Genomic DNA, 24800 nt, shown 5'->3' with positions numbered 1-24800 from the left:
AGTTAAAATCCAATTTCACGAATTTAAATTCGTGAAATTGGATTTGTAAGTAGCATGACAAGATTTTAATTTATGTTATTAGAGACTAAAAAAATCTTATTGAACACATCTAAAACCAATATGATTGGCCGGTGATTTGTAATCTCCTTTTCCTCTGGTCCCTACCATATAGCGGGTACAATACTGGTCGGTGCATAAAAAAGATCCGCCACGCTGTACTTTTTTGGGTAGTCCGGGTTCTGAAGGATCATAAGAAGATTCAGGACCCTGAGGGTTTTTAACAACCGGACTGTTTTTGCTGATTATTTTGTAATAGTCTGCAGTATACCAATCATTGGTCCATTCCCACACATTTCCGCCAATATCATAAAGACCATAAGAATTAGGGGCAAATTTAGCAGTCGGTGCAATACCAATATAGCCGTCTTCGCCGGTGTCTCCTTTTTCCAGAGGGAAGTGTCCCTGATAAATGTTGGCTTGAAATTTCCCTTTTGGTTTTAGTGTGTTTCCCCAGGCATATAATTCCCCTGATTTTCCGCCACGGGCAGCAAATTCCCATTCAGCTTCTGTTGGCAGTCTTTTTCCGGCCCATTTGGCGTAAGCGGCGGCATCATCATAGGAAATTTGAACAACAGGGTAGTTGCCTTTTCCTTTTATTGAGCTTCCGGCTCCTTCTGGATGTCTCCAGTCAGCACCATGCACATAAGTCCACCATTGCATATAATTGTTTAAATCAACCTGAGCCGGGGTAGGAGTAAACACGGCCGATCCGGCAACGAGATTTTCCAAAGGAGCATCGGGATATTCTTCATGGGTGGGTTTTATCTCGGCTAAAGTAACATAACCTGTTGCTTTTACAAAAGCTTCAAATTGGTCGTTTGTAACTTCGGTTTTGTCCATGTAAAATCCATCTACATAAACGCGGTGTATGGGTGCAGCATCTTTGGTAACTCCTTTTATACTGCACAAACTTTCGTCCTCGACATTACTTCCCATAGAGAATTCTCCGCCGGGAATCCACACCATTCCTTCAGGAGCTTTACCAACAGGTTTGTTTTTGTTTTCAATGGTTGGTTTAAACAATGATTCCTCCGTTGTATTTGGAACCTCGTCACAAATCATCGCTGTTAACTTTTGTTTCGGTACTATAAGTTTTGTATAGCCGTAAGCAATTGTAATAACAGAGAGGGTTAGAATGGCAAAGATCCAATACGTTTTATTTTTCATGACGAATGTTTTTATCGAATAGTAGTTGCGGGTAAATTTAAGAATAAAGTTTATAAAGTACTCTTTTTAAACTCTATTTATTTTATGAAGTTAATAGTATTTTTTGTTGCTGCTTTATTAAGGTACTGATAATAGTTGTGGTTAAATTTTGCAGGTGTGGTGTTTGTGAACTTCGTTTTTTTGTTTCCAATGCTGTAATGCAATTATGAAAAAGAAGGCTTTTGATTGCAGTAAAAATCATTTGAACATAGAAATATAGAGTCAAAACCCGATGTAATTTGTTTTAGCAAAAAGAAGACATTTTCAAAGTATTATAATTAAATTTGCACCCAAAAAAACAACAACAACACACTACTATGTATAAATTGATAATTCGCCCGATACTTTTTGGGTTTGATCCTGAAGAAGTTCATTACTTTACTTTTTCATTTGTTAAATTCATTTCAAAAATCCCCGGAGTTTCATCAATTATCAGATCAGTTTACGAAGTAAAAGACAGTCGTCTGGAACGTGAAGTTTTTGGAATTAAATTTAAAAACCCGGTAGGTTTGGCGGCAGGATTTGACAAAGATGCCAAACTGTATAAAGAATTATCGGATTTCGGATTTGGATTTATCGAAATTGGGACCGTAACTCCTGTTGGACAGGAAGGAAACCCTAAAAAACGTTTGTTTCGATTAAAAGAAGACCAGGCAATTGTAAACCGAATGGGATTCAATAATGGCGGAGTTCTGGAAGCTGTAGAGCGTTTGAAAAAGAATTCCGGAGTTTTGATTGGGGGTAATATCGGAAAGAACAAGGTGACTCCAAACGAAAATGCCGTAGACGATTATATTATTTGTTTTGATGCTTTGTTTGATCATGTAGATTATTTTGTAGTCAATGTAAGTTCGCCAAATACGCCAAATTTACGCGCATTACAAGACAAAGAACCTTTAACGGCTCTGTTGCAAACGCTTCAGAACAGAAATATAGAGAAACAAAAAACAAGCACACAAAAGGTAAAACCAATTTTGTTAAAAATTGCTCCCGATCTTACAGACGAGCAGTTATTAGATATTATTGATATTGTAAAAACAACTCAGATTGCGGGTGTGATAGCCACCAATACGACGATTTCACGTGACGGATTGCAATCTGCCAATAAAGTAGAAACAGGTGGATTGTCAGGAAAACCACTAACAAAACGTTCGACAGAGGTGATTCGTTTTCTTTCGGAAAAAAGCAACAAAGCGTTCCCGATTATTGGAGTAGGGGGAATTCATACTGCCGATGATGCAATCGAGAAATTGAATGCAGGAGCCAGCTTGGTACAATTGTACACTGGTTTTATTTATGAAGGACCAGCTTTGATCAAAGCAATCAATAAAAAGGTTTTAAAGCAATTGTAATAGCAGTACCTGAACGATTAGTCCTGTAGCAATGGCGCTTCCAAAACTGATTAACGTACCAATTAAAACATATTCGGTTAGTTTTCGGTCTTTGGCTTCTTTTAAATCGCCAAATCTAAAAATGGATTTTGCGGCTAATAGGAAACCAATGGCCTCGAAATGTCCCGTTAGGATAAAACAGAAAACAAATAATCTTTCTAATAGGCCAATATAGTTTCCGGCTTTGGAAAGTGAGTTTTCATTGTGGCTGCTTTGACTTTCCGGATTCCAGATCGATATAATGGTTCTAATCAGGATAGAAGTTGGTTTTGTAATGAATAAAAATCCTGTAGCTAAAATCCAAAATTGATTGTTGAGCCATAGAAAATGAACGGTTTCACCATTGTAGAGCAAAACTACGCCAATCAAAACTAAAAGATGTAGCGCCTGATCTGCTATAAACCAACTGCGTTTTGTTGTGTTTTTCTGGAAATGGAGTTTGATTAAATCGATAACACCATGAGATACGGCAATTAGCAAAGCGTAAGGGAGGAATTGAATTTCTCCGACTAAAACGGCTGCTAAAATGCCATGTAAAAGAATATGAAGATACAAATAAATACTTTTGTGTTTTTTGGCTTCTTTATCGACTACCCAGGAGTTAGGTTGTGCTGTAAAATCACCCAGTAAATGTGCTAAAAGTAGTTTTATAAATAAAATCATAGCGTTGTAAGTTGGTTTATTTGTGTTCTGAAATAACGGTCTAAACTCAATATTAAATCAAACTGTGCCCGTTTTTGTCTTCGGCTTACGGCGGCTCTTTTGATTCCTAATTTTGGGGCTAATTCTTCTTGTGATAAGCTTGGGTTTTCTATCGCAATTGCAACAAATTCTGCAGATTGAGCAGGCCAATTATCCATAAAAGTAAGAGCAAGCTGAAGCATTAAATTCATTTTTTCATCGACAGCCGTATCACCGGTTCGCAAGGCTAAATTTACTTTTAGTTTCTTTAAAGTTTCAAAAAGTTCACCTGAGTGTATAAAGGCAGAACCATTGCTTTCAGAAACTTTCTCAGCATTGTGCGTTTTATCTCCAATACCAATACTCATTCGGGCATCCAGTTTTAAAGCTTTTAAATGTGCTTTAATGAGGATGGTTGCCAATAAAGCTTCTTCGGGATTTTTTATTTCAATTTGAAATTCGTCCCCTCTGTAAATTTCCCATTGAAGAGGCGTATCTCCAAAAGGAGATAAGATTCTCTTTAAAGATTCTACCCAGTCTTTTGAATTTTGCTTTCTGGAATCGATTATATCCCCCGTAATTACACTAGTCATAGTTTCAAATATAAATAAAAAGAATAATAATAGTATTACAAATGTAGCTAATATTTTTTAATGTTACGTTTTTGTGTAACATTGTTAATTGTTACGTTTTTGTGTAACATATTAAAGTGTTACCATATCATGTAATACAATTAAAGAAAATTATAACTTTTATTTCTTTAAAAAAGAAACTAACTTAGCCTGCATAAAAGAGTAAGCTTTGAATAAAGAAATCAAGATTATCGAATGTCCACGTGATGCTATGCAAGGCATCAAAACTTTTATACCTACTAAAAATAAGGTTTCCTATATACAGTCTTTATTGAGAGTGGGGTTTGATACTATCGATTTTGGAAGTTTTGTGTCTCCAAAAGCAATTCCTCAAATGCAGGATACTGCCGAAGTTCTGGCTCAGCTTGATTTGTCGCAAACAACGAGCAAATTGTTGGCGATTATTGCCAATACACAAGGAGCAGCGCTGGCTGCAGCACATGAGCCTATTCAATATTTGGGATTCCCTTTTTCGATATCTGAAAATTTTCAGATGCGAAACACACATAAAACAATCGCTGAATCTTTAATCACGCTAGAAGAAATTCTTGAAATCGCCGATCAGAAAAATAAAGAAGTAGTTACCTATCTTTCTATGGGGTTCGGAAATCCTTACGGTGACCCTTGGAATGTTGAGATAGTGGGTGAATGGACGGAAAAACTGGCAGGAATGGGGGTTAAGATATTGTCACTTTCTGATACCGTTGGAAGTTCTACACCGGAAGTAATCACGTATCTTTTTTCCAATTTAATTCCAAAATACCCCCAAATTGAATTCGGAGCACACCTGCATACCACGCCAAACAGCTGGTTTGAGAAAATAGAGGCAGCTTCGAATGCAGGCTGTACTCGTTTTGATGGGGCTATTCAGGGATTTGGAGGCTGTCCGATGGCAACCGATAAACTTACAGGTAATATGCCTACCGAAAAGCTGATTTCATATTTTACATCCAATAAAAAAGTGACAGGTTTGAACTCTTTAAGTTTTGAGAGCGCCTATAATGAAGCATCAAAATTGTTTGGAAAATTTCATTAGAAAATAACTATATTTACTTATCGGAAACAAATAACAAGTAATTGCAAATTTACATTGTTAGTATATTGTTAGTACTTAGTTAAGTATAAATACCACCATGAGACCAAATTTCATAAAGAGAATTTCTCAGATACTATTTTTATCTGTACTATTTTCATCATGTTCCAGTGATCTGGATTTTGATCAGACTAAAGATTTCAAACTGGAACCTGCTTTTGTAGCGAATCTGGCTTATTTTAATGTTCCGGCAACTTCTTTTGTTGATAACGGTACAGAACAGCAAATAGGATTTGATGTTCAGGAATTTGATGTTTTCAAAGAAAAATACTTCAACGATCATCTCGTTAAAGCCGAATTTAATTTTGAAATGGAGAATACGATCAACAGAGCCTTTACGCTCAATATATTGCTTTTAAGCGGCAGCGATCAAATTCTTCAAACCATAACACTGGCAGTTCCTGCTTACTCAGGAGGTACAAATGTTATAAAATATCCTACCGAAGTATTCGAAAACCAACGATTAGATTTATTGAAACAGACCCGTAAACTTGGCTTTGTAGTGGTTATGGCACCAGGTCCGCCTTTAAACGGAAGCAGTACAGGCAGTTTAAAATTACGCTCAAGTGCAACCGCTTATATGGTAATTCAATGAGAAAATTATACTTAGTTCTGATAGTCGTGTTTCAGCTTTCTTGTTTTGGTCAAAATAAAGAATTACTGTATAATTTTACCGCCATTCCGCAATCTTCCCTTGTGAATCCGGGAGCAGATGTTGCTTATAAATTCTATTTTGGAGTTCCTGTTTTATCCGGAATTTCAGCAAATTTAGGCTCAAGCAGCTTTTCGGCCTATGATTTGTTTGCGAATAACGGGGTAAATTTCAACGATAAAATCCGAAACGTGATTAACAAATCATCGAGTAGAGATAAAACTCAAATTAATCAACAGTTGGAATTGTTTTCAGGTGGTTTCAGAGTGGGAGGAAAAGACAGTCAGTCGTATCTTTCGTTTGGCGCTTATCAGGAATTTGACTTTTTAATGTATGTTCCAAAGGATCCCGCTATATTGGCACTAAACGGAAATAAAGATTACATTGGCAAGTCATTCAATTTATCCGACTTAAATTTAAGAGCCGAAGTACTCTCAGTGTTTCATGTGGGATTTCATAAAAAAGTAAGTGAGAAACTGGTTTTGGGTGGTCGCGCCAAAATCTATTCGAGCGGAGCAAATGCAACATCAACCCGAAATTCAGGATACATTTATACGGGGCAGGCTGCAGGAACTCCTAATTTATATACCCAGACGATTTCGTCTAACTTAGAGATAAAGACTTCTGGTATTGCCGCATTTACAAAAGACGAGTACGACGGTAGTATTCCAAGTGATATCGCACACAATACTTTTTTTAACGGAAGTTTAGGTTTAGGGCTTGATGCGGGTTTTACTTATTATTTTAAAGATAATCTTCAACTTACCGCAAGTATTGTTGATCTGGGTTTTGTGAGACAGTCTAAAGATATCGAAACCTTAACCTATAAAGGAACGTATCACTATGAAGGTGTGAATCCGAATTTTGATAATTCAAATGAACCGAAGAATATCTTTGATGATTTTGATAAAGCCATACCACGTGATACACTTTATAACAAATACACGACACTCAGACCAACAAAATTCTATTCTTCCCTTCAGTATTCCTTTGGCGAATCACGTTCTGATGAAGATTGTAATTGCCATGGTAAAGTCACCCGAAAATATGTCAACGGTGTAGGAGGACAGCTGTTTGCAATGTCTATGCCTGTAGAACCTTTTGTGGCATTAACCGCTTTTTACAGACGCAGTATTTTCGAAAAATTAGATGTAAAAGCCACTTATACAGTTGATTCTTATTCGAGTAAAAATATTGGCTTAGGACTTGCAGGTACACTTGGAAAACTGAATATGTATGTTCTGGTCAATAACCTCTTAGAATTAAAAGATGTTTCAAAAGCCAACAGTATGGCATTTCAGTTCGGTTTTAATTTTATATTTAATGACAATTCGGAAGAATAATGTTTTAAAAAAATCCAAAATCCAAATTCCAAGTTTCAAGTTTCAGGTTCTAGCAATTGGAATTTGGAATTTCAAAACTTGGAATTTATTATACGGTTCATTTGTAAGATTAATTCCTTAACTATAAATTTAAGAATAACTTAGCATCCAAGTTATCAATTTATTCACTATATTTGCACGCAATTCAACTAGAAATTGCACCATGATAGCACACAACTCCAAGATTATCGGCGAAGGTTTAACTTACGACGATGTATTATTAGTACCTAACTACTCGAATGTGCTTCCCCGCGAAGTGAGTATTAAATCAAAGTTTTCACGAAATATAACGCTAAATGTTCCTATAGTATCAGCTGCTATGGATACCGTTACTGAAAGTTCTATGGCGATTGCTATGGCTCAGGAAGGCGGAATTGGTGTTTTACATAAAAACATGACGATCGAGCAACAAGCTGCGAAAGTTAGAAGAGTAAAACGTGCAGAGTCCGGAATGATTATCGATCCGGTAACTTTACCAACAAATTCAACTGTTGCAGATGCTAAAAATGCAATGAAAGAATTCGGAATTGGTGGTATTCCAATCGTTGACGAGAATAAAATACTAAAAGGAATTGTTACCAATCGTGATTTGCGTTTTGAAAAAAACGGAGCAAGACCAATCGCTGAGGTAATGACAAGCACAAACTTAGTGACCGTTGCTGAAGGAACTTCATTAGAGCAGGCCGAAGTAGTTTTACAAGGACATAAAATCGAAAAATTACCGGTGGTAAATGCTAATAATGAATTAGTAGGTTTAATCACTTTTAGAGATATCACAAAACTGACTCAAAAACCAATTGCAAACAAAGATGTTTACGGACGTTTGAGAGTTGCAGCGGCAATTGGAGTAACCGGTGATGCTGTTCAAAGAGCGGAAGCTTTAGTGGCAGCGGGTGTTGATGCAATTATCATCGATACTGCTCACGGACATACCGAAGGTGTAGTCAATGTATTAAAAGAGGTAAAATCAAAATTCCCTCAAATAGATGTAGTAGTTGGAAACATAGCTACTCCGGAAGCGGCTAAATATTTAGTAGAAAGCGGTGCTGACGGTGTAAAAGTGGGTATCGGACCTGGTTCTATCTGTACAACGCGTATCGTTGCCGGTGTTGGTTTTCCTCAATTCTCAGCAGTTCTTGAAGTAGCTGCGGCTATTAAAGGAAGTGGTGTTCCGGTAATTGCCGATGGTGGAATTCGTTACACAGGAGATATTCCTAAGGCGATTGCTGCAGGAGCTGATTGTGTGATGTTAGGTTCATTACTGGCAGGGACAAAAGAATCTCCGGGAGAAACGATCATCTTCGAAGGAAGAAAATTCAAATCGTATCGTGGAATGGGTTCTGTTGAAGCGATGCAAGGCGGATCTAAAGACCGTTACTTTCAGGATGTTGAAGACGACGTTAAAAAATTAGTTCCAGAAGGAATTGTAGGTCGTGTTCCTTATAAAGGAGAATTAAACGAAAGTATGCTTCAGTTCATTGGTGGTCTTCGCGCCGGAATGGGATACTGTGGCTCAAAAGATATTCCAACTTTACAAGAGTCAGGGCGTTTCGTTAGAATTACTTCAAGCGGAATTACAGAAAGTCACCCGCATAACGTAACCATTACAAAAGAAGCTCCAAATTATTCCAGATAATTTTTAGTTTTTTCTATAAAAACAAAAGGCATAAGATTCTGTTTCTTATGCCTTTTTTGATTTTAAGACAAGGCTACTTTTTTACTGTGATTAAATACTCATTGATTATTTTATAGTCCTTGTTTTTGATTACAATTTTATATTTCCCCGGATGTAATATTAAATTTTCCTTTTCATTATTTTCTAAAACCTCAATAACATCAGCGGGGATTCCCTCATTTTCAAATTCGGTAACTCGATAAGCTAAAACTAATGCTGGAAATTCTTTTATTTTTGAATTTGAAATAGTGTAATTTTTTCGATTTCCTGACAAATCCAGCCAGTTTGACCTTTGGTTGTTATACTTAGTAATGGGATGAATGATGGAACAGTCTATCTTCTTGGTATTGTTTATAGGGCCGTTAAAGGTATTGCCATCAGTATCGATCAGTATTGCCGGGTATTCTAAATGGGTCATTTGAATATAGGGCTGGTTTAATTTCAGATCTCCTCTTTCTGAGTATCTAACCTGATCAATAGTAAATGGATTTATGTCTGTAATTTCTGTTAGTCTTCCGGCCATTGCTTTTTCCCAGGATTTAATTGATGGTGTTCCTTCGATAATATGATCGTATCCACAATGAATTAAAAATTTTCCGTCCGGGTTGTTGTTGATCCACTTGGCAATGTTTTGAGCTTGTTTTGTTTCCCGGTCTTTTCCGGTGAGATTTGGGGTGTCGAAATCTTCATAATCAAACACAATAAAGCCTATTTTTAGAGCTTCATGAATCAAATTGCCAAATTGAGGTTCTTTGGTGTAATAGCCGCTTTCTAAGACTGGAAACTTTCTTTTATTGATTAAAGTGTCAGAGAGTGCTTCAAGACCCAGAAATCGAAAACCATTGTCGTAAAGTCCCTGTAATATTGAAGTGGTGAATACCCGGTGCATGGCATTGTTGTGGGCTTCATTTATCAGAATGACTTTTTCCTTTTTTGACCGATTAACGATATATTCTTTCGCATTTTTAGGGTGAAATTGGGTTAGGTATAAACTGTCTTCTTTGGTTAGTATGGGTACAGTAGCGCCGTTTTTATCCCACGTTTCCAGTGCTTTTTTATAGTAACCGCTAATAGAATAGTCAGTTGCTCCGGTTTGGTATTTCCATTTTACACTGTCTTTTTCAATCTTTGAATCGATATCTTTAGAGAATTGATAGATTTCTTTTTTTGTTTGAGAATGTACTGTTGTTAGAACAGAAAAAGATAAAAGTGTTGAAAGAAAAAGTAATTTCATTGATTTACAGAAAAGGATTTTGGAATACTAAAAATAGAGAAATATAATTTTTTACCATCAAAAAAGGCATAAGATTTACTGTCTTATGCCTTTTCTAGTTTTAATAACTCGATTTTTTAGCCAATCCTGCTATTTAAAATGTCTTCCGTTGTGTTGTCAGAGTGCAGTAAGATTTCCATTTTGGTAGTTTCACGCTGTGCTTCTAAAGCATAGCCAAACATTTTTTGTTCATAGTCATCAATGGCATCCTGAAGGGTGATAAATTTTCCGTTGGTTAAGTTTTCGGTTAAATGATAAGCATCAAACAATCCCATATTGACACCTTCACCAGCAAAGGGAGGCATTAAATGAGCTGCATCTCCAACAAGTGTAATGTTGGAGTGTTCTTTCCAGGAATCTTCTAATGAGAAAAAACGTAAAGGCAATCCGGAAAAATCAGTTGCTGCGTTAAAGAATTTTTTATAATCGTCGCTCCAGTTTTTAAAGGTTTCATTCAAAAAAGCTCTTACTGAAGTGAGGTTTTCAAAGTCAATTCCGTTGTTTGAAATCCAATTTTCATCTGCTTTGAAAGAAACTCCAAAATGTACCGAACCGTCACGTAATGTGTGAGTGTAGAACATTTTGTGTTCTCCCATAGCCATTACATTTCCATCACCATATTTAGGTTTGAATTCCGGATAATCACGATCCGGATCGCCAATTTCTCCCTGAATAATATACGTTCCTGAAAGCTGAGGTTCCAGATCGGTTACAAATTTTCGGGCATTCGATCTTCCGCCGTTGGCTACAATTACAAAATCAGCGGTTGCGGTGGTACCATTCTTGAATTCTAAATGATATTGCACTCCGGCTTTTTTTATATGGATTAAATGACTGTCCCAAACTACTGTATTTTCGTTTAGATTCTCCAGCATGATTTTTCGTAAATCGTTGCGGTCGATTTCAGGTCGTGCATAGGCGTTTTCTTCAGTAGGCATTTCAGTCGAAGTAATGTTACCGTGCATGTCGGCCATTTTTTCGCCGGTTGGACGTGCATATTTATAGAATTCGGCCATTAAATCCGCTTTTTCAATTGCTTTCTGACCAGAATCTAAATGAATATCAAGTGTTCCGCCTGAAGTTCTGGCCTGAGCGTTCAAATCTCTTTCGTATACCGTTACGTCGGCACCATTAATTTGTAAAATTCTTGCTGTTGTTAAGCCAACAGGTCCGCCACCAATAATGGCGATCTTTTTGTTTTTTATAAGGGAATGGTTCATGTCTTGTTTTTAATTAGGTAGCAAATATATAAATAATAAATGAACGTTTATTCATTTAAATGTTAAATAGTTTCAAAGACGCAAAGGTTCAAAGGTACAAAGGCTCAGTGGGGGCGTAAATTTCATAAAAAAATCAGTCAGAACCTTTTAAGAAGTGGTTTTGACTGATTTTAATGATGTTGCTTTTTATAAAATAGAATCAGGGCGTAGGAGTTTGTCCGGCTTCTCTAAGTTTTTGGTTTTCCAGTATTTCTTTTAAAAAAGGCCGGATTTGCGTTTCTATCTCTGATTCGGAGAGATCAAGTGCTTTCGGATTTTTTACTAATGCATACCAGGGTTTTGGTGTATCAAAAGGGTAGCTTCCAAAAACAATCACTGGAGTTCCTTTTATTTCTATATTTTCTCTGTCTTTTAAGATCCATTCATCGGCCCATTTGTAAAGATCTTTGGCGTCGTTTTCCTGTAATCTCAAACAGGAATGTGATGCCGGATATCCGGGTAAATCGTACTGGTGAAATCCAACACCCAGTTTATTTTCGATATTAAAATTCCATTTTAAGTCCCATTCGTCATTGAAGGTACTGGTTGTTTTTTCGGCCTTCCAGTTGGTAAAGAATAATCCGGTTGGAGTAGGATCTTTTTTTCTTCCCATATTAGTTGGGCCTGTATAGATTAGTTCTCCATTTTCATAAGCGGCAAATGCCTGAGAAGGATAAGAAAAAAGAATTACTTTTGAAACCTCTTCTAAGGCGGCAACGTGCAAAGGAAACGGAAGATAATAGACCAGGTCACCTGTAAAATCAGCCGGAATAATAACCGAGTCCATTTTGACAAAATTCTTTTGATCTGTTCGGTTTAGAGCGTAGGCAATATGAAGCTTGCTGCTATCGGAGGCATTGGTTTTAAGCCATTCTTTGGTGTTTTCAAAATGATAGGAGACCGACTTTGGTTTTTTATACTCGATCGTTTTTTTGACTTTGCTCTTAGATTCACTAGTTTCGTTCTTTTTACAAGAAGTTGCTAAGGTTAGAATAACCAACAATAAAATACTTGAAGTGTAAGGTAACTTTCTCATAATTGCATTTTTAGAGTAGTAAAGTTATTTTATTAATCCTCTAATTGATTATACAATTCTTAGAATAGTTTATTTGATTTTCATTTTACATCTGATCAATTAATTTCAAAGTATATTCCAACGGTGTATCCTTATTTTGTACAAAATCGTCAATTGTTTGTTTGACTTCATGATCGGGAATTACGCCCCTGCCAAAAAGCTGATTGGGTTTCTTAGGGGCATCCTGTTCTAAGTTGACAATCGAAAATTGCGTTTTTATTTTTGTATTTGGGAGTTCATATTCCACAGGTGTATGTCCGTTATGGCCATAGTAACCGCCCATTGTCTCTTCTCCAATAATTATGGCATTGGTATGGCCTGTAACTAAAGCAGCAAAGAGTGATCCTGCAGATGCTATTCTGGGGCTTATTAATAGATAGATCTGCCCTTGGAAATTATTTTTGTCAGGCTGTAACAAACGATTGAATTTGGAATCTTGAAGATATACTTTGCCTTTCAATTCCGGGTATTCTTCTTTGAGTTCGGCTTCAAATTCACTTAGTTCCTCCAGTTGTTTTTTGGGTTCTGTTTCTTCGTAAACGAAATACTGGGGGTAGGGAACTTTTTGAAAATTAATAAATGCCGATGTGTTTTCCCGATACGGTTTTTGTGTCAGATAAGAAAAAGCGACAAGATCGTTGGGGTCACTTCCACCGCCATTACTACGAACATCTACAATTAAATTTTTGATTTCAGGATGCAGTGTGAGAAGCTGAAAGCAGCTGTCCAGATATTTTTTATAGACTAAATGCTCTTTGTCCTCTGCGTTCATGCCAATTGCAAAAGTTGGTATAGAAAGCAGTGCTGTATTTGGTGTACTTATCTTAAAAGTATATTTGGTTTTAATTTTTCCATAATACAGACTGTCTACAGGCAGAGAATGTCGGTTTTTAAAATTATCCTTTCTGGTTTCGTTTGAAACAGCAAGAACTTTTTTGGATTGTTTTTGAGTCTGATCAGGAAGTGAATATTCGACCAAAAAATGCTCTTTTGGGCCATATTCCAGTTCGAAATACCTTCCGAATGAAGCGCTGATTCCGATTGATTTTCCAGAAAGATTATAGCCGTCTGTCGTGTAATATTTATAGAAACGAGAGATTATTTTCTCGATTTTAATGCCGTTGATTTTATGGATTTGAGATCCAATCGGAATTTCGGAATTCTTAAAATTGATAATTATTTTATTACCAAGTAGTTTTACAGGATACGGAAAGAAAACTTTTCCTGATGTATATTTTTTTAGAAATTCATCAGGAAGAGTAGTGTTATTGTGCACACTGCCTTCGAAGTCAGTGATTTTTAGGATTATTTTGTAGAAATCCAGTAACGATTTAGGTTTTTTTAATTCTGAAAATGCCCACGAATAAATACTGTCGATCAGCTTTTTGGTTCGGTATTTATAAACCCCTGAATTGGCTTTTTCTCTAATTTCCTTAAAAGTCGATAAATCCTGTTTTAGTTTTGCGGCAGGCCATTTTTCATTTTGGGAAAAGAGCAGACAAGGAAAAAACAGAAAAAGGAATGTTTTAAAATGGAGCATCTAACAGATTTTAGTTTTATCTAAAATACTCAAAAAAATCTTAAATCAAACCTTTTATTTTGGCATGCTGCAACAATAAAATCGTTTTTGCATCTGTGATTTCGCCGGATTCAATCATGGCATAAGCTTCGTCAAAAGTATATTCCAGAACCTCTATGTTTTCTTGTTCAGCGTCTAGTCCGCCGCCATCGTTTACTTTCATGGTCTCGTCATATTCTCCCACAAAAAGGTATAAAATTTCGGTTACTGATCCCGGTGACATATAGGTTTCGATAACTTTTTCTACTTTTTGCAGACGATATCCGGTTTCTTCTTCAGTTTCGCGAATAATAGCCTGCTCCGGATGATCCTGATCTAAAAGTCCTGCGCAAACTTCAATCAGCATTCCGCTTTTATTGCCGTTTAGATAGGTAGGTAAACGAAATTGACGCGTCAGGATAACGGTTTTCTTTGAGGTGTTGTACAATAAAATGGCAGCTCCATTTCCGCGGTCATACACTTCACGAATATGAGATTCTATTTTACCGTCTTTCATTTCGTAATCAAAAGTTACTTTGTTCAGCAGGTACCAATTGTCTGATAATAATTGGGTTTCGGTAACTTTAATTTTTGGATTTTTCATCATTAGAAATGTTTGGTATAAAAAAAAACGCTCTGATAGTCAGAGCGTTTAGAGGTGTTATTTTGTTATTGTTTGCTTTCTGTCTGGTCCAACCGATACAATTTTGATCGGCACTCCAACTTCTGCTTCAATAAACTCAATATATTCTTTTAGCTCAACCGGTAATTGATCGTAAGTCGTCATTCCTGTTAAATCAGCTTGCCATCCTTTAAACTCTTTATAAACAGGAGTTACGTTTTCAGGCTCGATGTTGTAAGGGAAGTGAGAGATGTTTTCACCTTTATAATTGTATGCAGTACAAACTTTTAAAGTTTCAAATCCGGAAAGTACGTCACCTTTCATCATCATTAACTGAGTAACTCCATTTACCTGAACGGCATATTTTAAAGCTACTAAATCCAACCATCCGCAACGTCTTTGTCTTCCTGTAACGGATCCAAATTCATTACCCACTTTTGCCATTGTTGCACCTACTTCGTCAAAAAGTTCAGTAGGGAACGGGCCACTACCTACACGTGTAACATAAGCTTTGAAAATTCCGTATACTTCTTTGATTTTGTTCGGAGCAATTCCTAAACCGGTACAAGCTCCGGCAGCTGTAGTGTTTGAAGAAGTTACAAACGGATAAGTTCCGAAATCAACATCTAATAAAGAACCCTGAGCTCCTTCACATAAGATTGATTTACCTGCTTTTTGAGCCTGGTACATGTATTCTTCACTATCAATAAAATCTAATTTTTTTAATTCTTCAATAGCTTCAAAAAACTCTTTTTCAAGTTCAGCCAGATTGTATTGAATCGCTACATCATAAAAAGCAATCATAGCCTCATGTTTGTCGGCTAAAGCTCTGTAACGCTCTTTAAAGTCTTCTAATTCGATGTCTCCCACACGCAATCCGTTTCTTCCGGTTTTGTCCATGTAAGTTGGTCCAATTCCTTTAAGAGTAGATCCGATTTTGGCTTTTCCTTTAGATGCTTCAGAAGCAGCATCCAATAAACGGTGCGTTGGTAAAATTAAGTGTGCTTTTCTTGAAATGATCAGTTTGCTTTTGATATCAAGGTTAAATTTCTCTAAACCTTCGATTTCTTTTTGAAAAACCACCGGGTCTATTACAACACCATTACCAATGATGTTTACTGATTTTTTATGAAAAATTCCGGAAGGAATGGTTCTAAGTACGTGTTTAATTCCGTCAAATTCTAATGTATGTCCTGCGTTTGGTCCTCCTTGAAAACGTGCAATAATATCATAATTTGAGGTAAGTACATCTACAATTTTTCCTTTACCTTCATCTCCCCATTGTAATCCTAGTAATAAATCTACGGTCATTCTCTTTTAATTTGCGTTGAGGCAATCCGTATTGCCCCACTGATTAATGTAGTTAATTTTCTTTTTTATATTTTCTGAATAAGACCTTTCGGAATTATTGTTTTTGCTTTTTGTTTCCGTAGAAATACAACGAATGATTTGTAATTTCAATATCAAATATTTCTTCGATTGTTTTTTTGATGGTCTGAATTCTTGGATCGCAAAATTCAATTACCTCACCAGAATCCGTCATGATAATGTGATCATGCTGTTTATCAAAATATGATTTTTCGTAGTAAGCCTGATTTTGTCCAAATTGATGTTTTCTAACCAAAGCGCAGTCTAACAAAAGCTCAATCGTGTTGTACAATGTAGCTCTACTCACACGATAGTTCTTGTTTTTCATTTTGATGTATAGGTTTTCTATGTCAAAATGTTCTTCGCTATCGTAAATTTCCTGAAGTATAGCATAACGCTCAGGAGTTTTGCGATGCCCTTTTTGCTCAAGATACAGTGTAAAAACATTTTTTACAATTTCTTGATTTCTAGTGTTGTCAGTTGAAATGAGTGTCATATCCGGCAAAGATAATTTTTTATTTTTAATGAATAAAAGTTTCGGGTTTAAAGTTTAGTTATAAAACCCTTATAGATAGGTTAAAAAAGTTATGCGTGGTGAGTTTCAAGTTTCAAGTTTCAGGTTTCAGGTTTCAGGTTTCAAGTTTAGGAGTTTAATATCCAGAACTCATAACCTGAAAGCTGGAACAATAATCCATTCCTAAGTTCTGTACTCTCTTGTTACTTTATCAACTCCGTCGATTTTTTTAATGGCATTGATCATTTTCTTCAAAATGGTGTTGTTTTGAACGATGACAGCAATTTGTCCGTGAAAAATTCCGGCATCAGTGCTTAACGAAATGCTCTGGATATTTACACTCATGTTGTTTGAAATGACTCTGGTCAATTGATTGGTAAGTCCTAAAACGTCCATTCCTGTTATGTTGATGATGGCTTTGAATTCTTCCTGAGAAGAGTCAATCCATTTGGCACTCATGATACGGTAAGCATAATTAGACTGCATGCCAATCGCATTCGGACAGTCTTTTTTGTGAACTTTGATTCCTTCATTGATGGTTACAAATCCAAAAACATCATCTCCCGGAATCGGGTTACAGCATGGGGAGAGTTTATAATCGAGTTTGTCGTGTTCCGTTCCAAAAACCAGCATATCGTAGTTACTGCTGATGATGGGTTTGTGGATGTCTTCTGAAGCGGTGTTATCCTTGTTTCGCTTAATTTTATTTTTGAAGAAATTGATAAACGTATTGCTTTTTTGCGCCGCATAATCTTTTAATTGTTGATTTTCGATCGCACCAATACCCACTCTGTAAAATAAATCTAAACTGGTTTTAAGTTTGAAAAAGTTAACCAATTCATTGATAACTTGTTCGTTAATGGTGATTTTAAGATGTTTTAATTTTCGGGTAAGGAGTTCTTTTCCTTCTTCGGCGATTTTTTTGGTGTTCTCGTTCAGAACATTTTTAATTTTGGTTTTCGCGCGCGAAGTTGTCACGTATTCCAACCAGTTTACAGTTGGTTTTTGATTGGCAGAGGTTATAACTTCAACCTGATCGCCACTTTTTAATTCGTGATTCAAAGGCACTAATCGTCCATTGACGCGTGTTCCTCGGGTTTTAATTCCAATTTCAGAGTGTATGCTGAAAGCAAAATCAAGTGATGTGGCTCCTTTTGGAAGTGATTTGATTTCTCCTTTTGGTGTAAAGACAAAGATTTCTTTGGAATACAAATTCATTTTGAAATCTTCAACAAAATCTACGGCATTGGTTTCCTGATTCTCCAGTGCTTCACGAAGTAAATTCAGCCATACGTCCAGACCGCTTTCTTCAGTCGCACCGTTTTTGTATTTGTAATGTGCGGCGTATCCTTTTTCGGCAATTTCATCCATACGTTCGCTTCGAACCTGAACTTCAACCCAACGGCCTTTTGGTCCCATAACCGTAATGTGCAGGGCTTCGTAACCGGTTGATTTTGGAGAGGAAATCCAGTCACGCAAACGACTTGGGCTCGGTCTGTAATGATCTGTAACGATGGAATAGATTTTCCAGGCTACGAATTTTTCATCATGCTGATCTGATTTGTACACAATTCTTAAGGCGAATTTATCGTACACTTCGTCAAAACTTACATTTTGAGCACGCATTTTTCGACGAATCGAATAAATAGATTTTGGACGTCCTTTAATGACATAGTCGACACCTTCACTGTCTAAAGATTTCTTTAAAACATCTGAAATGTCTTTGATATAAGCATCCTGTTCTTCTTTTGTCTCTCTGATTTTGCTTACAATGTCGTTGTAAACATTTGGTTCTGTATATTTCAGACCTAAATCTTCCAGTTTGGTTTTGATATTGTACAATCCCAAACGGTGGGCAAGAGGGGCATAAATATAAAGTGTTTCTGAGGCGATTTTAGTTTGTTTGTATTCCGCCATCGAATCCATGGTTTGCATATTGTGCAAACGATCGGCCAGTTTGATCAGAATAACACGAACGTCATCGTTCAGTGTCAGAATCATTTTTCGGAAATTTTCGGCCTGCATGGAGGCATTCAGATCTCTCTGAACCAATGATATTTTGGTTAAGCCTTCTACTAATTGTGCAACTTTCGGATTGAACAAACGTTCAATATCTTCCACAGTCAAAGGAGTATCTTCAACAACATCATGTAAAAGGGCCGCAGCGATAGAGGTCGCTCCCAAACCAATTTCGGAGGCAACGATTTTCGCAACTGCAATAGGATGAAAGATATACGCTTCTCCGGATTTACGTCTTTGTTCTTTATGCGCATCAACTGCAACATCAAATGCTTTACGGATAAGTTTTTTGTCGGTTGGACTTAAAGTCTGGTAACTGATTCGAAGTAACTCTTTATACTCTTGTGCAATTGCTTTATTTTCTTTTTCAATATCTATTTCTATCATAACGGCATAGTTCAAGTACTAAAAATAAGAATAAGTTTGAATATACGCAAGGGAATGGAGGGTTGATTTTAGAATGAAATTATTTTGTTTCACGTTTCAGGTTTCATGTTTTAGAGAACTGTTTTTATATTTTGTTTTCGACTTGAAACCTGAAACCTGAAACTTGAAACCTGAAATTATTCTTTCGAAAAATCCAAATCCTGAAAATCATAACTAAAGTCAGTTAATTCAGAAATTGGAAGCATTTTTAAGTTAAGGACTTTACCACTTTCGTCGTATTTGAAAAGCAGATGTGCATCGGCATGAAAGAATGCATTGTTCCATTTCACGACGTAATTTCCGTCTTTATAGAAAAATACCTCACCGGCCAGTTGCGGAGAGCGTTTGGAAGCAAAATATATTTTTCCTTTTTTCTCGGTAATGGTAATTTCGCCAAACCAGTTGTCTTTGTAAGTTCCGGTAATTTTAGAAAAGTCAGTTTTTAGTTTGTCTTTTTTGTTTTTGGCAACGGTTGCCCAAACTTCATCGGTTACTTTATCGGCCGATGCTTCGCTGTCTTTCATTCGGCTGCTGTACATCGTCACATAGTCATCTGATTTAATACCGAGGTAACTGTCTTTTATCGTATTGGTAATGGCACTAAAAGCTGCTCCCGATTGCTGATTGGTTAAAACAATTATTCCTAATCCTAATTCCGGAATCAAAGTGGTTTGAGTTACATTTCCTTCCAGTCCTCCAGTATGTGAAACCTGTTTGTATCCTTTTACATCACTCAGGAACCAGCCTAAACCATAACCGGAGAAATGAGTGTTATACGGCGGTCTTGTTTTGGTTGGAATGATGGTTTGCAATTGCCACATCTCATTGTGTTCTTTTTCTGAAAACAGTGGTTTGTTATCGCCATATTTTCCGTTGTTAAGTTGTAGTATGGCCCATTTGCTCAGATCATTTACACTGGAATAAATTCCGGCTGCTCCGTCAAAAAGTTGGTTTTCATAACGTTTTATGGTTTTGAGTTTTCCGTCAACCGGAACATGAGGTGTGATAACGTTTGTGGTGTCTTTTAAACGTTTCACTGAAGCTACACTATTGCTCATTTCCAAAGGTCTCATGATGCGTTCTTCTACGAATTCGGCCCAGGTTTTACCGCTTACTACATGTACAATTTCGCCTGCTACGATATAGAGCAGGTTGTCATAATCGTATTTGGTTCTAAAATCAGAAACAGGTTTTAAATACCTTAGATTATGAATAATATCCTGCGCTTTAAAATCGCTTCCATCGGGCCAGATCATCAAATCTCCGGCTCCAAGTCCAAGTCCGCTTCTATGGGTTAACAGGTCACGAATCGTGAATTCACGGGTTACATAATCGTCGTACATTTTAAAATCAGGAAGGTATTTTATTACTCTGTCATCCCATTTTATTTTACCTTCGTCAACCAGCATTGCCAGTGCTCCTGAGGTAAAAGCTTTACTGTTGGAAGCAATCCCGAACAGCGTATTGGCATCCACTTTTTGCTGTGTTGCAATTGATTTTACACCATAACCTTTTGCCAAAACTACTTTTCCGTCTTTTACAATGGCAACGGCAATTCCGGGCACATCAAATGCTTTTAGGGTGCGGTTGACCAGATCATCTACTTCCGGATTGGTTATTTGTGCTGAAAGAGTAAAGCTAAATAAGAAGGCTAAAAGTGATAATTTGTAGTTCATGACGGTATGTTTTGGTTTAGTTAAATCCGCGTTGTCGTTTGGCTTCGAAAATTAAAATTGCGGCAGCCACCGAGACATTCATGCTGTCGATTTCGCCCTGCATGGGAATGATGATATTCTGAGTAGCAGCATCTCGCCAGTCCTGCGTTAAGCCGGTAGCCTCTGTACCCACAACCAATGCGGTGGGAGTGGTGAAATCCTGTGTGTGATACGAAGTTGAATTTTGAAGCGTAGCACAGTAAAAATCAATCTTTTTTTCTTTTAAAAAGGCTATGATTTCAGCCGTCGTTCCTGTCGCAATCTGATTGGTAAACAAACAGCCAACACTGGAGCGCACAATATTCGGATTGTATAAATCGCTTTTTGGATTGGCAATTAATACGGCATCAAGATTTGCGGCATCAGCAGTACGTAAAAGGGCGCCAATGTTTCCCGGTTTTTCCGGTGCTTCGGCCACTATAATCAATGGATTATCAGATAGTTTTAGATCCGATAAAAGCATCGATTTGGTTTTGGCTATGGCCAGAACGCCTTCAGTAGTATCGCGATAAGCTAGTTTTTGATAAACTTCTTTATTGATTTCAATGAGTTGAACCGGACTGTTTACTAATTTATGAATCTGATTTTCAGTAACCAATTCAGGTAAAAATAAAACGGTTTCTATTTCGTAGCCTCCTTTTATTGCGAGTGAAATTTCACGTAAGCCTTCAATCAAAAATGTTCCGGTTTGTTTGCGGGCTTTGGCCTTTTCCTGCAGTAAAACAAGTGATTTTATAAACGGATTTTGCACTGAAGTAATTTGTTTCATTTTTTTTAAAGGGACTAAGGTTCTATGGGGCTAAGGTACTGAGATTTTTTTAAAAAGTTGGAAAGTTGGAAAGTTGCAGAGATACAAAGGTTCAAAGTTGCAGAGGTTCAGAGGGGGAAATAAAGAAAAAATGCCACAAATTTCAGGAATTTCATCAGGAGTAAGTAAAAATACTTATTCGTGTAAATTCGTGAAATTCGTGGCAAAAAAAATCTTCTTATTTCTGAAGTACTTCTGAAATTTCGTTTGCTACCGGATGTGGAGCGGTGAAAGTGTATCCCATGATTTTTGCAATGGTTTGCGCTATTTGTTTTTGATACAGTTGAGAATCTGTTTTGATTTCTCCTTTTGAGGCAATTTCTGGTCCCATTGCAGCGAACCAAATTTGTGAGGCACCTTCAACATCGGCACCATGATCTGTCCATTGTGCTTTTGTTTTATCTCCGCGACCGTGATCTACGGTGATTACGAGGGTAGTTTTATTTTTGTATTGGGGATCGTTTTGTACAAAGTTCCAGATTTCTTTAATCCATTTGTCGACCTGGTTTGCAGCATCAAGATACGATCTGTAATGCCCGGCATGTGCCCATTCATCAGTTTCTCCGTAGGCGATGTAGAGTACTTTTGGCTTTTTGGTTTTAAGTTCGTTTAAAGCCTGATAGTGTGTAAAAACATCTAAACATTCATCCTGATGAAAAGGTTTAAACGAATTGTTGCGCATTTCATTCAATAACTTTTGAGTTTCTGTAGGTTTGTCTCCTCCCACATTATCGAAGGCAGAAATTACCGGAAAACCGCTTCTTTTTTCGTTTAAAATTCGATCAAAAGCATCCCAGGCGCCAAAAGCGGCAACTTTTCCTTTTAGTTTAGATTGCTGGTTTAAAAACTCCAGAACATTTACATTTGGATTGTTTTTGTAATGATTGGAGTTGATGGCAACATCAACATTTCCGGTCATAATTTCGCTGTATCCGGGATAACTGAACCAGTACGGATTAGAAACATCAACTTTGCTTCCTACCTCGCGATTGCCATAAATTTGTCCTTTCGAAGCAATTTCTGACCATAAAAAAGGCATGATTTTTTTTCGGCTTTCTTTGGAGTCAGCACTTGCATAATTCTTGTAAATATAGGTACTGTCTCCCTGATTGAATTTTTTATCATTGGCAATTGCAGGGTCCATTCCTTTAAACACTTCCTGCCATCTAAAGCCGTCTGTGGTGATGATGATAATGTTCTCCGTTTTTTGTGCATGAGACATAAAGCTTGTCAGAACAAATACAAGTACAAGTAGTTTTTTCATTTTCTTAAAAATTACAAAGGTTCAAAAGAACAAAGGTTCAACGATTTTTTAACTAATCTTAATTTTTATAAAGAACTTGATGTTTTAATAATATTTGCAAAAAACAATTGTGTTCATTTTACTTCTCACAAATTATTTTTCACTTCTACAAAATCCCTCTGGCTTTTATTTCCAGATATTTATTGATAGCATCCAAAGTCAGATTTTCGGGCTGTGTTAAAACAGAGTGTATGCCATATTTTTTGAGTTCGTTAGCAATTAAACGCTTTTCGAACATGAATTTTTCAGCGATTACTTTGTCGTAGATTTCCTGAATGGTGTCTGTTTTTTTGTTGATGATTGCATTTAGTTCGGTATTACTGAAAAAGACAACCACCAGTAAATGGTTTTTTGCAATTCCTTTTAAATAAGGCAACTGTCGGTTTAAACCGTCCATTGTTTCAAAGTTAGTGTATAAAAGGATCAAACTTCTTTGATTGATGTTTTTTTTGATGTCCACATACAAACGGCTGTAATCGCTTTCAAAAAAGTCGGTTTTGATATTGTATAAGGTTTCCAAAATTTTTTGCATCTGAGAAGCCCTTTTTTCGGCAAAAACACGGTTTTCTACTTTTTTAGAGAATGAAAAAATCCCTGCTTTGTCCTGCTTTTTCAGAATCACATTTGATAAAACTAAGGCCGAATTGATAGCATAATCCAGCAAACTTAAGCCGTCAAAAGGCATTTGCATGGAGCGGCCTTTATCGATTGCCATGTAAACGGACTGGGATTTTTCGTCCTGAAACTGATTGACCATTAAAGCATTTTTCTTGGCCGTGGCTTTCCAGTTTAAAGTTCGAAGATCATCACCCTGAACATATTCTTTAATTTGCTCAAATTCCATCGTATGGCCAATCCTACGGATTTTTTTGATTCCGTATTGGTACAGATTATTCGAAAAAGCCAATAAATCATATTTTCGCAGCTGAATATAAGACGGATAAGTGGGAACCATTTTGTCTTTATCGAACGAAAATCTTCTGGAAATTAGTCTTAGCGGTGACGAAACATAAACGTTTAGATAGCCAAAGTAATATTCTCCTCGTTCTGTAGGACGTAATTCATAGCCAATTTCTTTTTGCTCAGAGGCTTTAACGGTTTTTACAATTTTGAAATCACGCACCTGAAACTGAAACGGAATTTCGTCGATGATCTTAACTGAAATTTTAAAGGTATAATGGTTTTTAACGGTGATGGTTATGGGATTCAAATCTCCGTTTGAAAGTTTTTCCGGTGTCGTTCTTTCCGCTTCAATGCCTGTTTTACTAAGATAGAGCAGGAGTACGTCAAGCCCTAAGAAACTAAATAAAATTAAAACCACAAACCAAACCGCATGATACAAATTTGGGAAAATAAAAGCACAGACAAACAATCCAATTATGCCCAGAAGCACATAGAAGAAAAAGTTATTAAGGTAAAGGCTTTTTATAAATTTCAATTTTAATAAAATTAGGGTTAAAGGTTTTTTACTATATTTTAGTAAAGCTTTTATAATCAAAACCGTCTAAGGCGGCTATTTTCCAGATTCCATTTTCTTTAACTGCTGTTACTTTATATTTAGGACTATCTTTCCATTCTGTCCATGTCCAGTAAAATGTCGCTTTGTTATTTTGGATTTTTAAGTCGTTTACTTTTAATGTTTTCCAATAAGATTCCGGATTATCCTGACAGTCACACCATGGGTTGCTATCGTTACCGTATGGAGGTAATTCTCCAACCCAATATTCGATTTTACTGCTTTTAAGATCCTCCCCAATTTTCAGCGCAATTTTGTTATAATTGTCGATAAATTGCTGCGCAAAAAAATTAGAGTTTTTAAGTTCGCTTATTATTTTATGATGTGTTTTTGTATTTAACGCCACATATTTATCTCCCTTTTTATTTTCGATTACATCAAAGTCGCCTTGTGTTTTTTTGGTTTCGATCCATTCATAGGCTTTTTTTATTAAGGTTTCAATTTGCTGTTTGTCTGTTAAAAAATAAATTGATGTATTGGCAGTATCCGCTTGTTTAATATTCAAAGGTTTAAAACTTACCAATATGATACCCAGAAGAAACAAAAAGAAAATTTTAGAATATTTCATTTAA

21 protein-coding genes are annotated in these 24800 nt (G+C 36.5%); 5 read left to right on the top strand and 16 right to left on the bottom strand.

Annotation, left to right across the window (positions count from 1 at the left end):
• Nucleotides 1-96: 96 nt before the first annotated feature.
• Nucleotides 97-1227, bottom strand: coding sequence for a formylglycine-generating enzyme family protein (locus C245_RS0104620; RefSeq protein WP_017495412.1), 1131 nt, complete (start codon nucleotides 1225-1227; stop codon nucleotides 97-99).
• A 356-nt stretch (nucleotides 1228-1583) separates the two neighbouring features.
• Between C245_RS0104620 and C245_RS0104615 the strand changes: the two genes are divergently transcribed.
• On the top strand, nucleotides 1584-2618 hold the full coding sequence (locus tag C245_RS0104615; RefSeq protein WP_017495411.1) for a quinone-dependent dihydroorotate dehydrogenase: 1035 nt from the start codon (nucleotides 1584-1586) through the stop codon (nucleotides 2616-2618).
• Here the strand turns inward: C245_RS0104615 and C245_RS0104610 are convergent.
• Nucleotides 2604-3320, bottom strand: a complete 717-nt coding sequence (locus tag C245_RS0104610; protein WP_017495410.1) for a DUF3307 domain-containing protein — start codon at nucleotides 3318-3320, stop codon at nucleotides 2604-2606. The genes C245_RS0104615 and C245_RS0104610 overlap by 15 nt on opposite strands.
• A complete protein-coding gene (locus tag C245_RS0104605; RefSeq protein ID WP_017495409.1) occupies nucleotides 3317-3931 on the bottom strand; it encodes a SatD family protein in 615 nt (204 codons plus the stop codon). The genes C245_RS0104610 and C245_RS0104605 overlap by 4 nt, the downstream gene beginning before the upstream one ends.
• Before the next feature lie 208 nt (nucleotides 3932-4139).
• Between C245_RS0104605 and C245_RS0104600 the strand changes: the two genes are divergently transcribed.
• From C245_RS0104600 to guaB, 4 genes are all read left to right on the top strand, one after another.
• Nucleotides 4140-5006: a hydroxymethylglutaryl-CoA lyase gene (locus tag C245_RS0104600; protein WP_017495408.1), complete on the top strand. Its 867-nt coding sequence runs from the start codon at nucleotides 4140-4142 to the stop codon at nucleotides 5004-5006.
• A 97-nt stretch (nucleotides 5007-5103) separates the two neighbouring features.
• Nucleotides 5104-5658, top strand: coding sequence for a hypothetical protein (locus tag C245_RS0104595; protein WP_017495407.1), 555 nt, complete (start codon nucleotides 5104-5106; stop codon nucleotides 5656-5658).
• Nucleotides 5655-7058, top strand: coding sequence for a DUF5723 family protein (locus C245_RS0104590; protein ID WP_017495406.1), 1404 nt, complete (start codon nucleotides 5655-5657; stop codon nucleotides 7056-7058). Before C245_RS0104595 ends, C245_RS0104590 begins: the two co-directional genes overlap by 4 nt.
• 202 nt (nucleotides 7059-7260) lie before the next feature.
• Nucleotides 7261-8733 (top strand): IMP dehydrogenase, encoded by a 1473-nt coding sequence (gene guaB / locus C245_RS0104580; protein WP_017495404.1) that lies wholly within the window; start codon nucleotides 7261-7263, stop codon nucleotides 8731-8733.
• A 73-nt stretch (nucleotides 8734-8806) separates the two neighbouring features.
• Here the strand turns inward: guaB and C245_RS0104575 are convergent, their stop codons facing one another.
• The 13 genes from C245_RS0104575 to C245_RS0104515 all read right to left on the bottom strand — a co-directional run bounded on the left by C245_RS0104575 (nucleotide 8807) and on the right by C245_RS0104515 (nucleotide 24796).
• Nucleotides 8807-10006 carry a hypothetical protein gene (locus C245_RS0104575; protein WP_017495403.1) on the bottom strand — a complete coding sequence of 400 codons (1200 nt, stop codon included), beginning with the start codon at nucleotides 10004-10006 and terminating at the stop codon, nucleotides 8807-8809.
• Between the two features lie 116 nt (nucleotides 10007-10122).
• Nucleotides 10123-11265: an NAD(P)/FAD-dependent oxidoreductase gene (locus C245_RS0104570; protein WP_017495402.1), complete on the bottom strand. Its 1143-nt coding sequence runs from the start codon at nucleotides 11263-11265 to the stop codon at nucleotides 10123-10125.
• Nucleotides 11266-11464: 199 nt separating this feature from the next.
• Entirely contained in the window at nucleotides 11465-12340 is an 876-nt protein-coding gene (locus C245_RS0104565) for a L,D-transpeptidase (protein ID WP_017495401.1), read from the bottom strand.
• 85 nt (nucleotides 12341-12425) lie between these two features.
• Complete coding sequence (locus C245_RS0104560) at nucleotides 12426-13919, bottom strand: S41 family peptidase (RefSeq protein WP_017495400.1); 1494 nt, start codon at nucleotides 13917-13919, stop codon at nucleotides 12426-12428.
• Nucleotides 13920-13959: 40 nt separating this feature from the next.
• Nucleotides 13960-14541, bottom strand: a complete 582-nt coding sequence (locus C245_RS0104555; protein WP_017495399.1) for an NUDIX domain-containing protein — start codon at nucleotides 14539-14541, stop codon at nucleotides 13960-13962.
• A gap of 57 nt (nucleotides 14542-14598) precedes the next feature.
• Nucleotides 14599-15870: an adenylosuccinate synthase gene (locus C245_RS0104550; RefSeq protein WP_017495398.1), complete on the bottom strand. Its 1272-nt coding sequence runs from the start codon at nucleotides 15868-15870 to the stop codon at nucleotides 14599-14601.
• Between the two features lie 94 nt (nucleotides 15871-15964).
• Nucleotides 15965-16423 (bottom strand): Fur family transcriptional regulator, encoded by a 459-nt coding sequence (locus C245_RS0104545; RefSeq protein WP_017495397.1) that lies wholly within the window; start codon nucleotides 16421-16423, stop codon nucleotides 15965-15967.
• A 201-nt stretch (nucleotides 16424-16624) separates the two neighbouring features.
• Nucleotides 16625-18847: a bifunctional (p)ppGpp synthetase/guanosine-3',5'-bis(diphosphate) 3'-pyrophosphohydrolase gene (locus C245_RS0104540; RefSeq protein ID WP_017495396.1), complete on the bottom strand. Its 2223-nt coding sequence runs from the start codon at nucleotides 18845-18847 to the stop codon at nucleotides 16625-16627.
• Between the two features lie 176 nt (nucleotides 18848-19023).
• A complete protein-coding gene (locus C245_RS0104535) occupies nucleotides 19024-20562 on the bottom strand; it encodes a serine hydrolase (protein ID WP_017495395.1) in 1539 nt (512 codons plus the stop codon).
• 16 nt (nucleotides 20563-20578) lie between these two features.
• Nucleotides 20579-21370 (bottom strand): RNA methyltransferase, encoded by a 792-nt coding sequence (locus C245_RS0104530; RefSeq protein WP_017495394.1) that lies wholly within the window; start codon nucleotides 21368-21370, stop codon nucleotides 20579-20581.
• A gap of 217 nt (nucleotides 21371-21587) precedes the next feature.
• Nucleotides 21588-22673: a phosphoglyceromutase gene (locus tag C245_RS0104525; protein ID WP_017495393.1), complete on the bottom strand. Its 1086-nt coding sequence runs from the start codon at nucleotides 22671-22673 to the stop codon at nucleotides 21588-21590.
• A gap of 145 nt (nucleotides 22674-22818) precedes the next feature.
• On the bottom strand, nucleotides 22819-24150 hold the full coding sequence (locus C245_RS0104520) for a DUF58 domain-containing protein (protein ID WP_026109867.1): 1332 nt from the start codon (nucleotides 24148-24150) through the stop codon (nucleotides 22819-22821).
• A gap of 31 nt (nucleotides 24151-24181) precedes the next feature.
• Complete coding sequence (locus C245_RS0104515) at nucleotides 24182-24796, bottom strand: hypothetical protein (protein ID WP_017495391.1); 615 nt, start codon at nucleotides 24794-24796, stop codon at nucleotides 24182-24184.
• Nucleotides 24797-24800: the final 4 nt, after the last annotated feature.

The organism is Flavobacterium sp. WG21 (genome assembly GCF_000335775.1).
Classification (GTDB): Bacteria; Bacteroidota; Bacteroidia; order Flavobacteriales; family Flavobacteriaceae; genus Flavobacterium; species Flavobacterium tructae.
The sequence above is the reverse complement of the archived record's forward strand: the minus strand, read 5'-3'. Positions and strand labels throughout refer to the sequence as shown.

Coding starts and splice junctions, on each gene's coding strand:
- C245_RS0104620 (WP_017495412.1), bottom strand. CDS start 1,227: ATGAAAAATAAAACGTATTGGATCTTTGCCATTCTAACCCTCTCTGTT.
- C245_RS0104615 (WP_017495411.1), top strand. CDS start 1,584: ATGTATAAATTGATAATTCGCCCGATACTTTTTGGGTTTGATCCTGAA.
- C245_RS0104610 (WP_017495410.1), bottom strand. CDS start 3,320: ATGATTTTATTTATAAAACTACTTTTAGCACATTTACTGGGTGATTTT.
- C245_RS0104605 (WP_017495409.1), bottom strand. CDS start 3,931: ATGACTAGTGTAATTACGGGGGATATAATCGATTCCAGAAAGCAAAAT.
- C245_RS0104595 (WP_017495407.1), top strand. CDS start 5,104: ATGAGACCAAATTTCATAAAGAGAATTTCTCAGATACTATTTTTATCT.
- C245_RS0104590 (WP_017495406.1), top strand. CDS start 5,655: ATGAGAAAATTATACTTAGTTCTGATAGTCGTGTTTCAGCTTTCTTGT.
- guaB (WP_017495404.1), top strand. CDS start 7,261: ATGATAGCACACAACTCCAAGATTATCGGCGAAGGTTTAACTTACGAC.
- C245_RS0104575 (WP_017495403.1), bottom strand. CDS start 10,006: ATGAAATTACTTTTTCTTTCAACACTTTTATCTTTTTCTGTTCTAACA.
- C245_RS0104570 (WP_017495402.1), bottom strand. CDS start 11,265: ATGAACCATTCCCTTATAAAAAACAAAAAGATCGCCATTATTGGTGGC.
- C245_RS0104565 (WP_017495401.1), bottom strand. CDS start 12,340: ATGAGAAAGTTACCTTACACTTCAAGTATTTTATTGTTGGTTATTCTA.
- C245_RS0104560 (WP_017495400.1), bottom strand. CDS start 13,919: ATGCTCCATTTTAAAACATTCCTTTTTCTGTTTTTTCCTTGTCTGCTC.
- C245_RS0104555 (WP_017495399.1), bottom strand. CDS start 14,541: ATGAAAAATCCAAAAATTAAAGTTACCGAAACCCAATTATTATCAGAC.
- C245_RS0104550 (WP_017495398.1), bottom strand. CDS start 15,870: ATGACCGTAGATTTATTACTAGGATTACAATGGGGAGATGAAGGTAAA.
- C245_RS0104545 (WP_017495397.1), bottom strand. CDS start 16,423: ATGACACTCATTTCAACTGACAACACTAGAAATCAAGAAATTGTAAAA.
- C245_RS0104540 (WP_017495396.1), bottom strand. CDS start 18,847: ATGATAGAAATAGATATTGAAAAAGAAAATAAAGCAATTGCACAAGAG.
- C245_RS0104535 (WP_017495395.1), bottom strand. CDS start 20,562: ATGAACTACAAATTATCACTTTTAGCCTTCTTATTTAGCTTTACTCTT.
- C245_RS0104530 (WP_017495394.1), bottom strand. CDS start 21,370: ATGAAACAAATTACTTCAGTGCAAAATCCGTTTATAAAATCACTTGTT.
- C245_RS0104525 (WP_017495393.1), bottom strand. CDS start 22,673: ATGAAAAAACTACTTGTACTTGTATTTGTTCTGACAAGCTTTATGTCT.
- C245_RS0104515 (WP_017495391.1), bottom strand. CDS start 24,796: ATGAAATATTCTAAAATTTTCTTTTTGTTTCTTCTGGGTATCATATTG.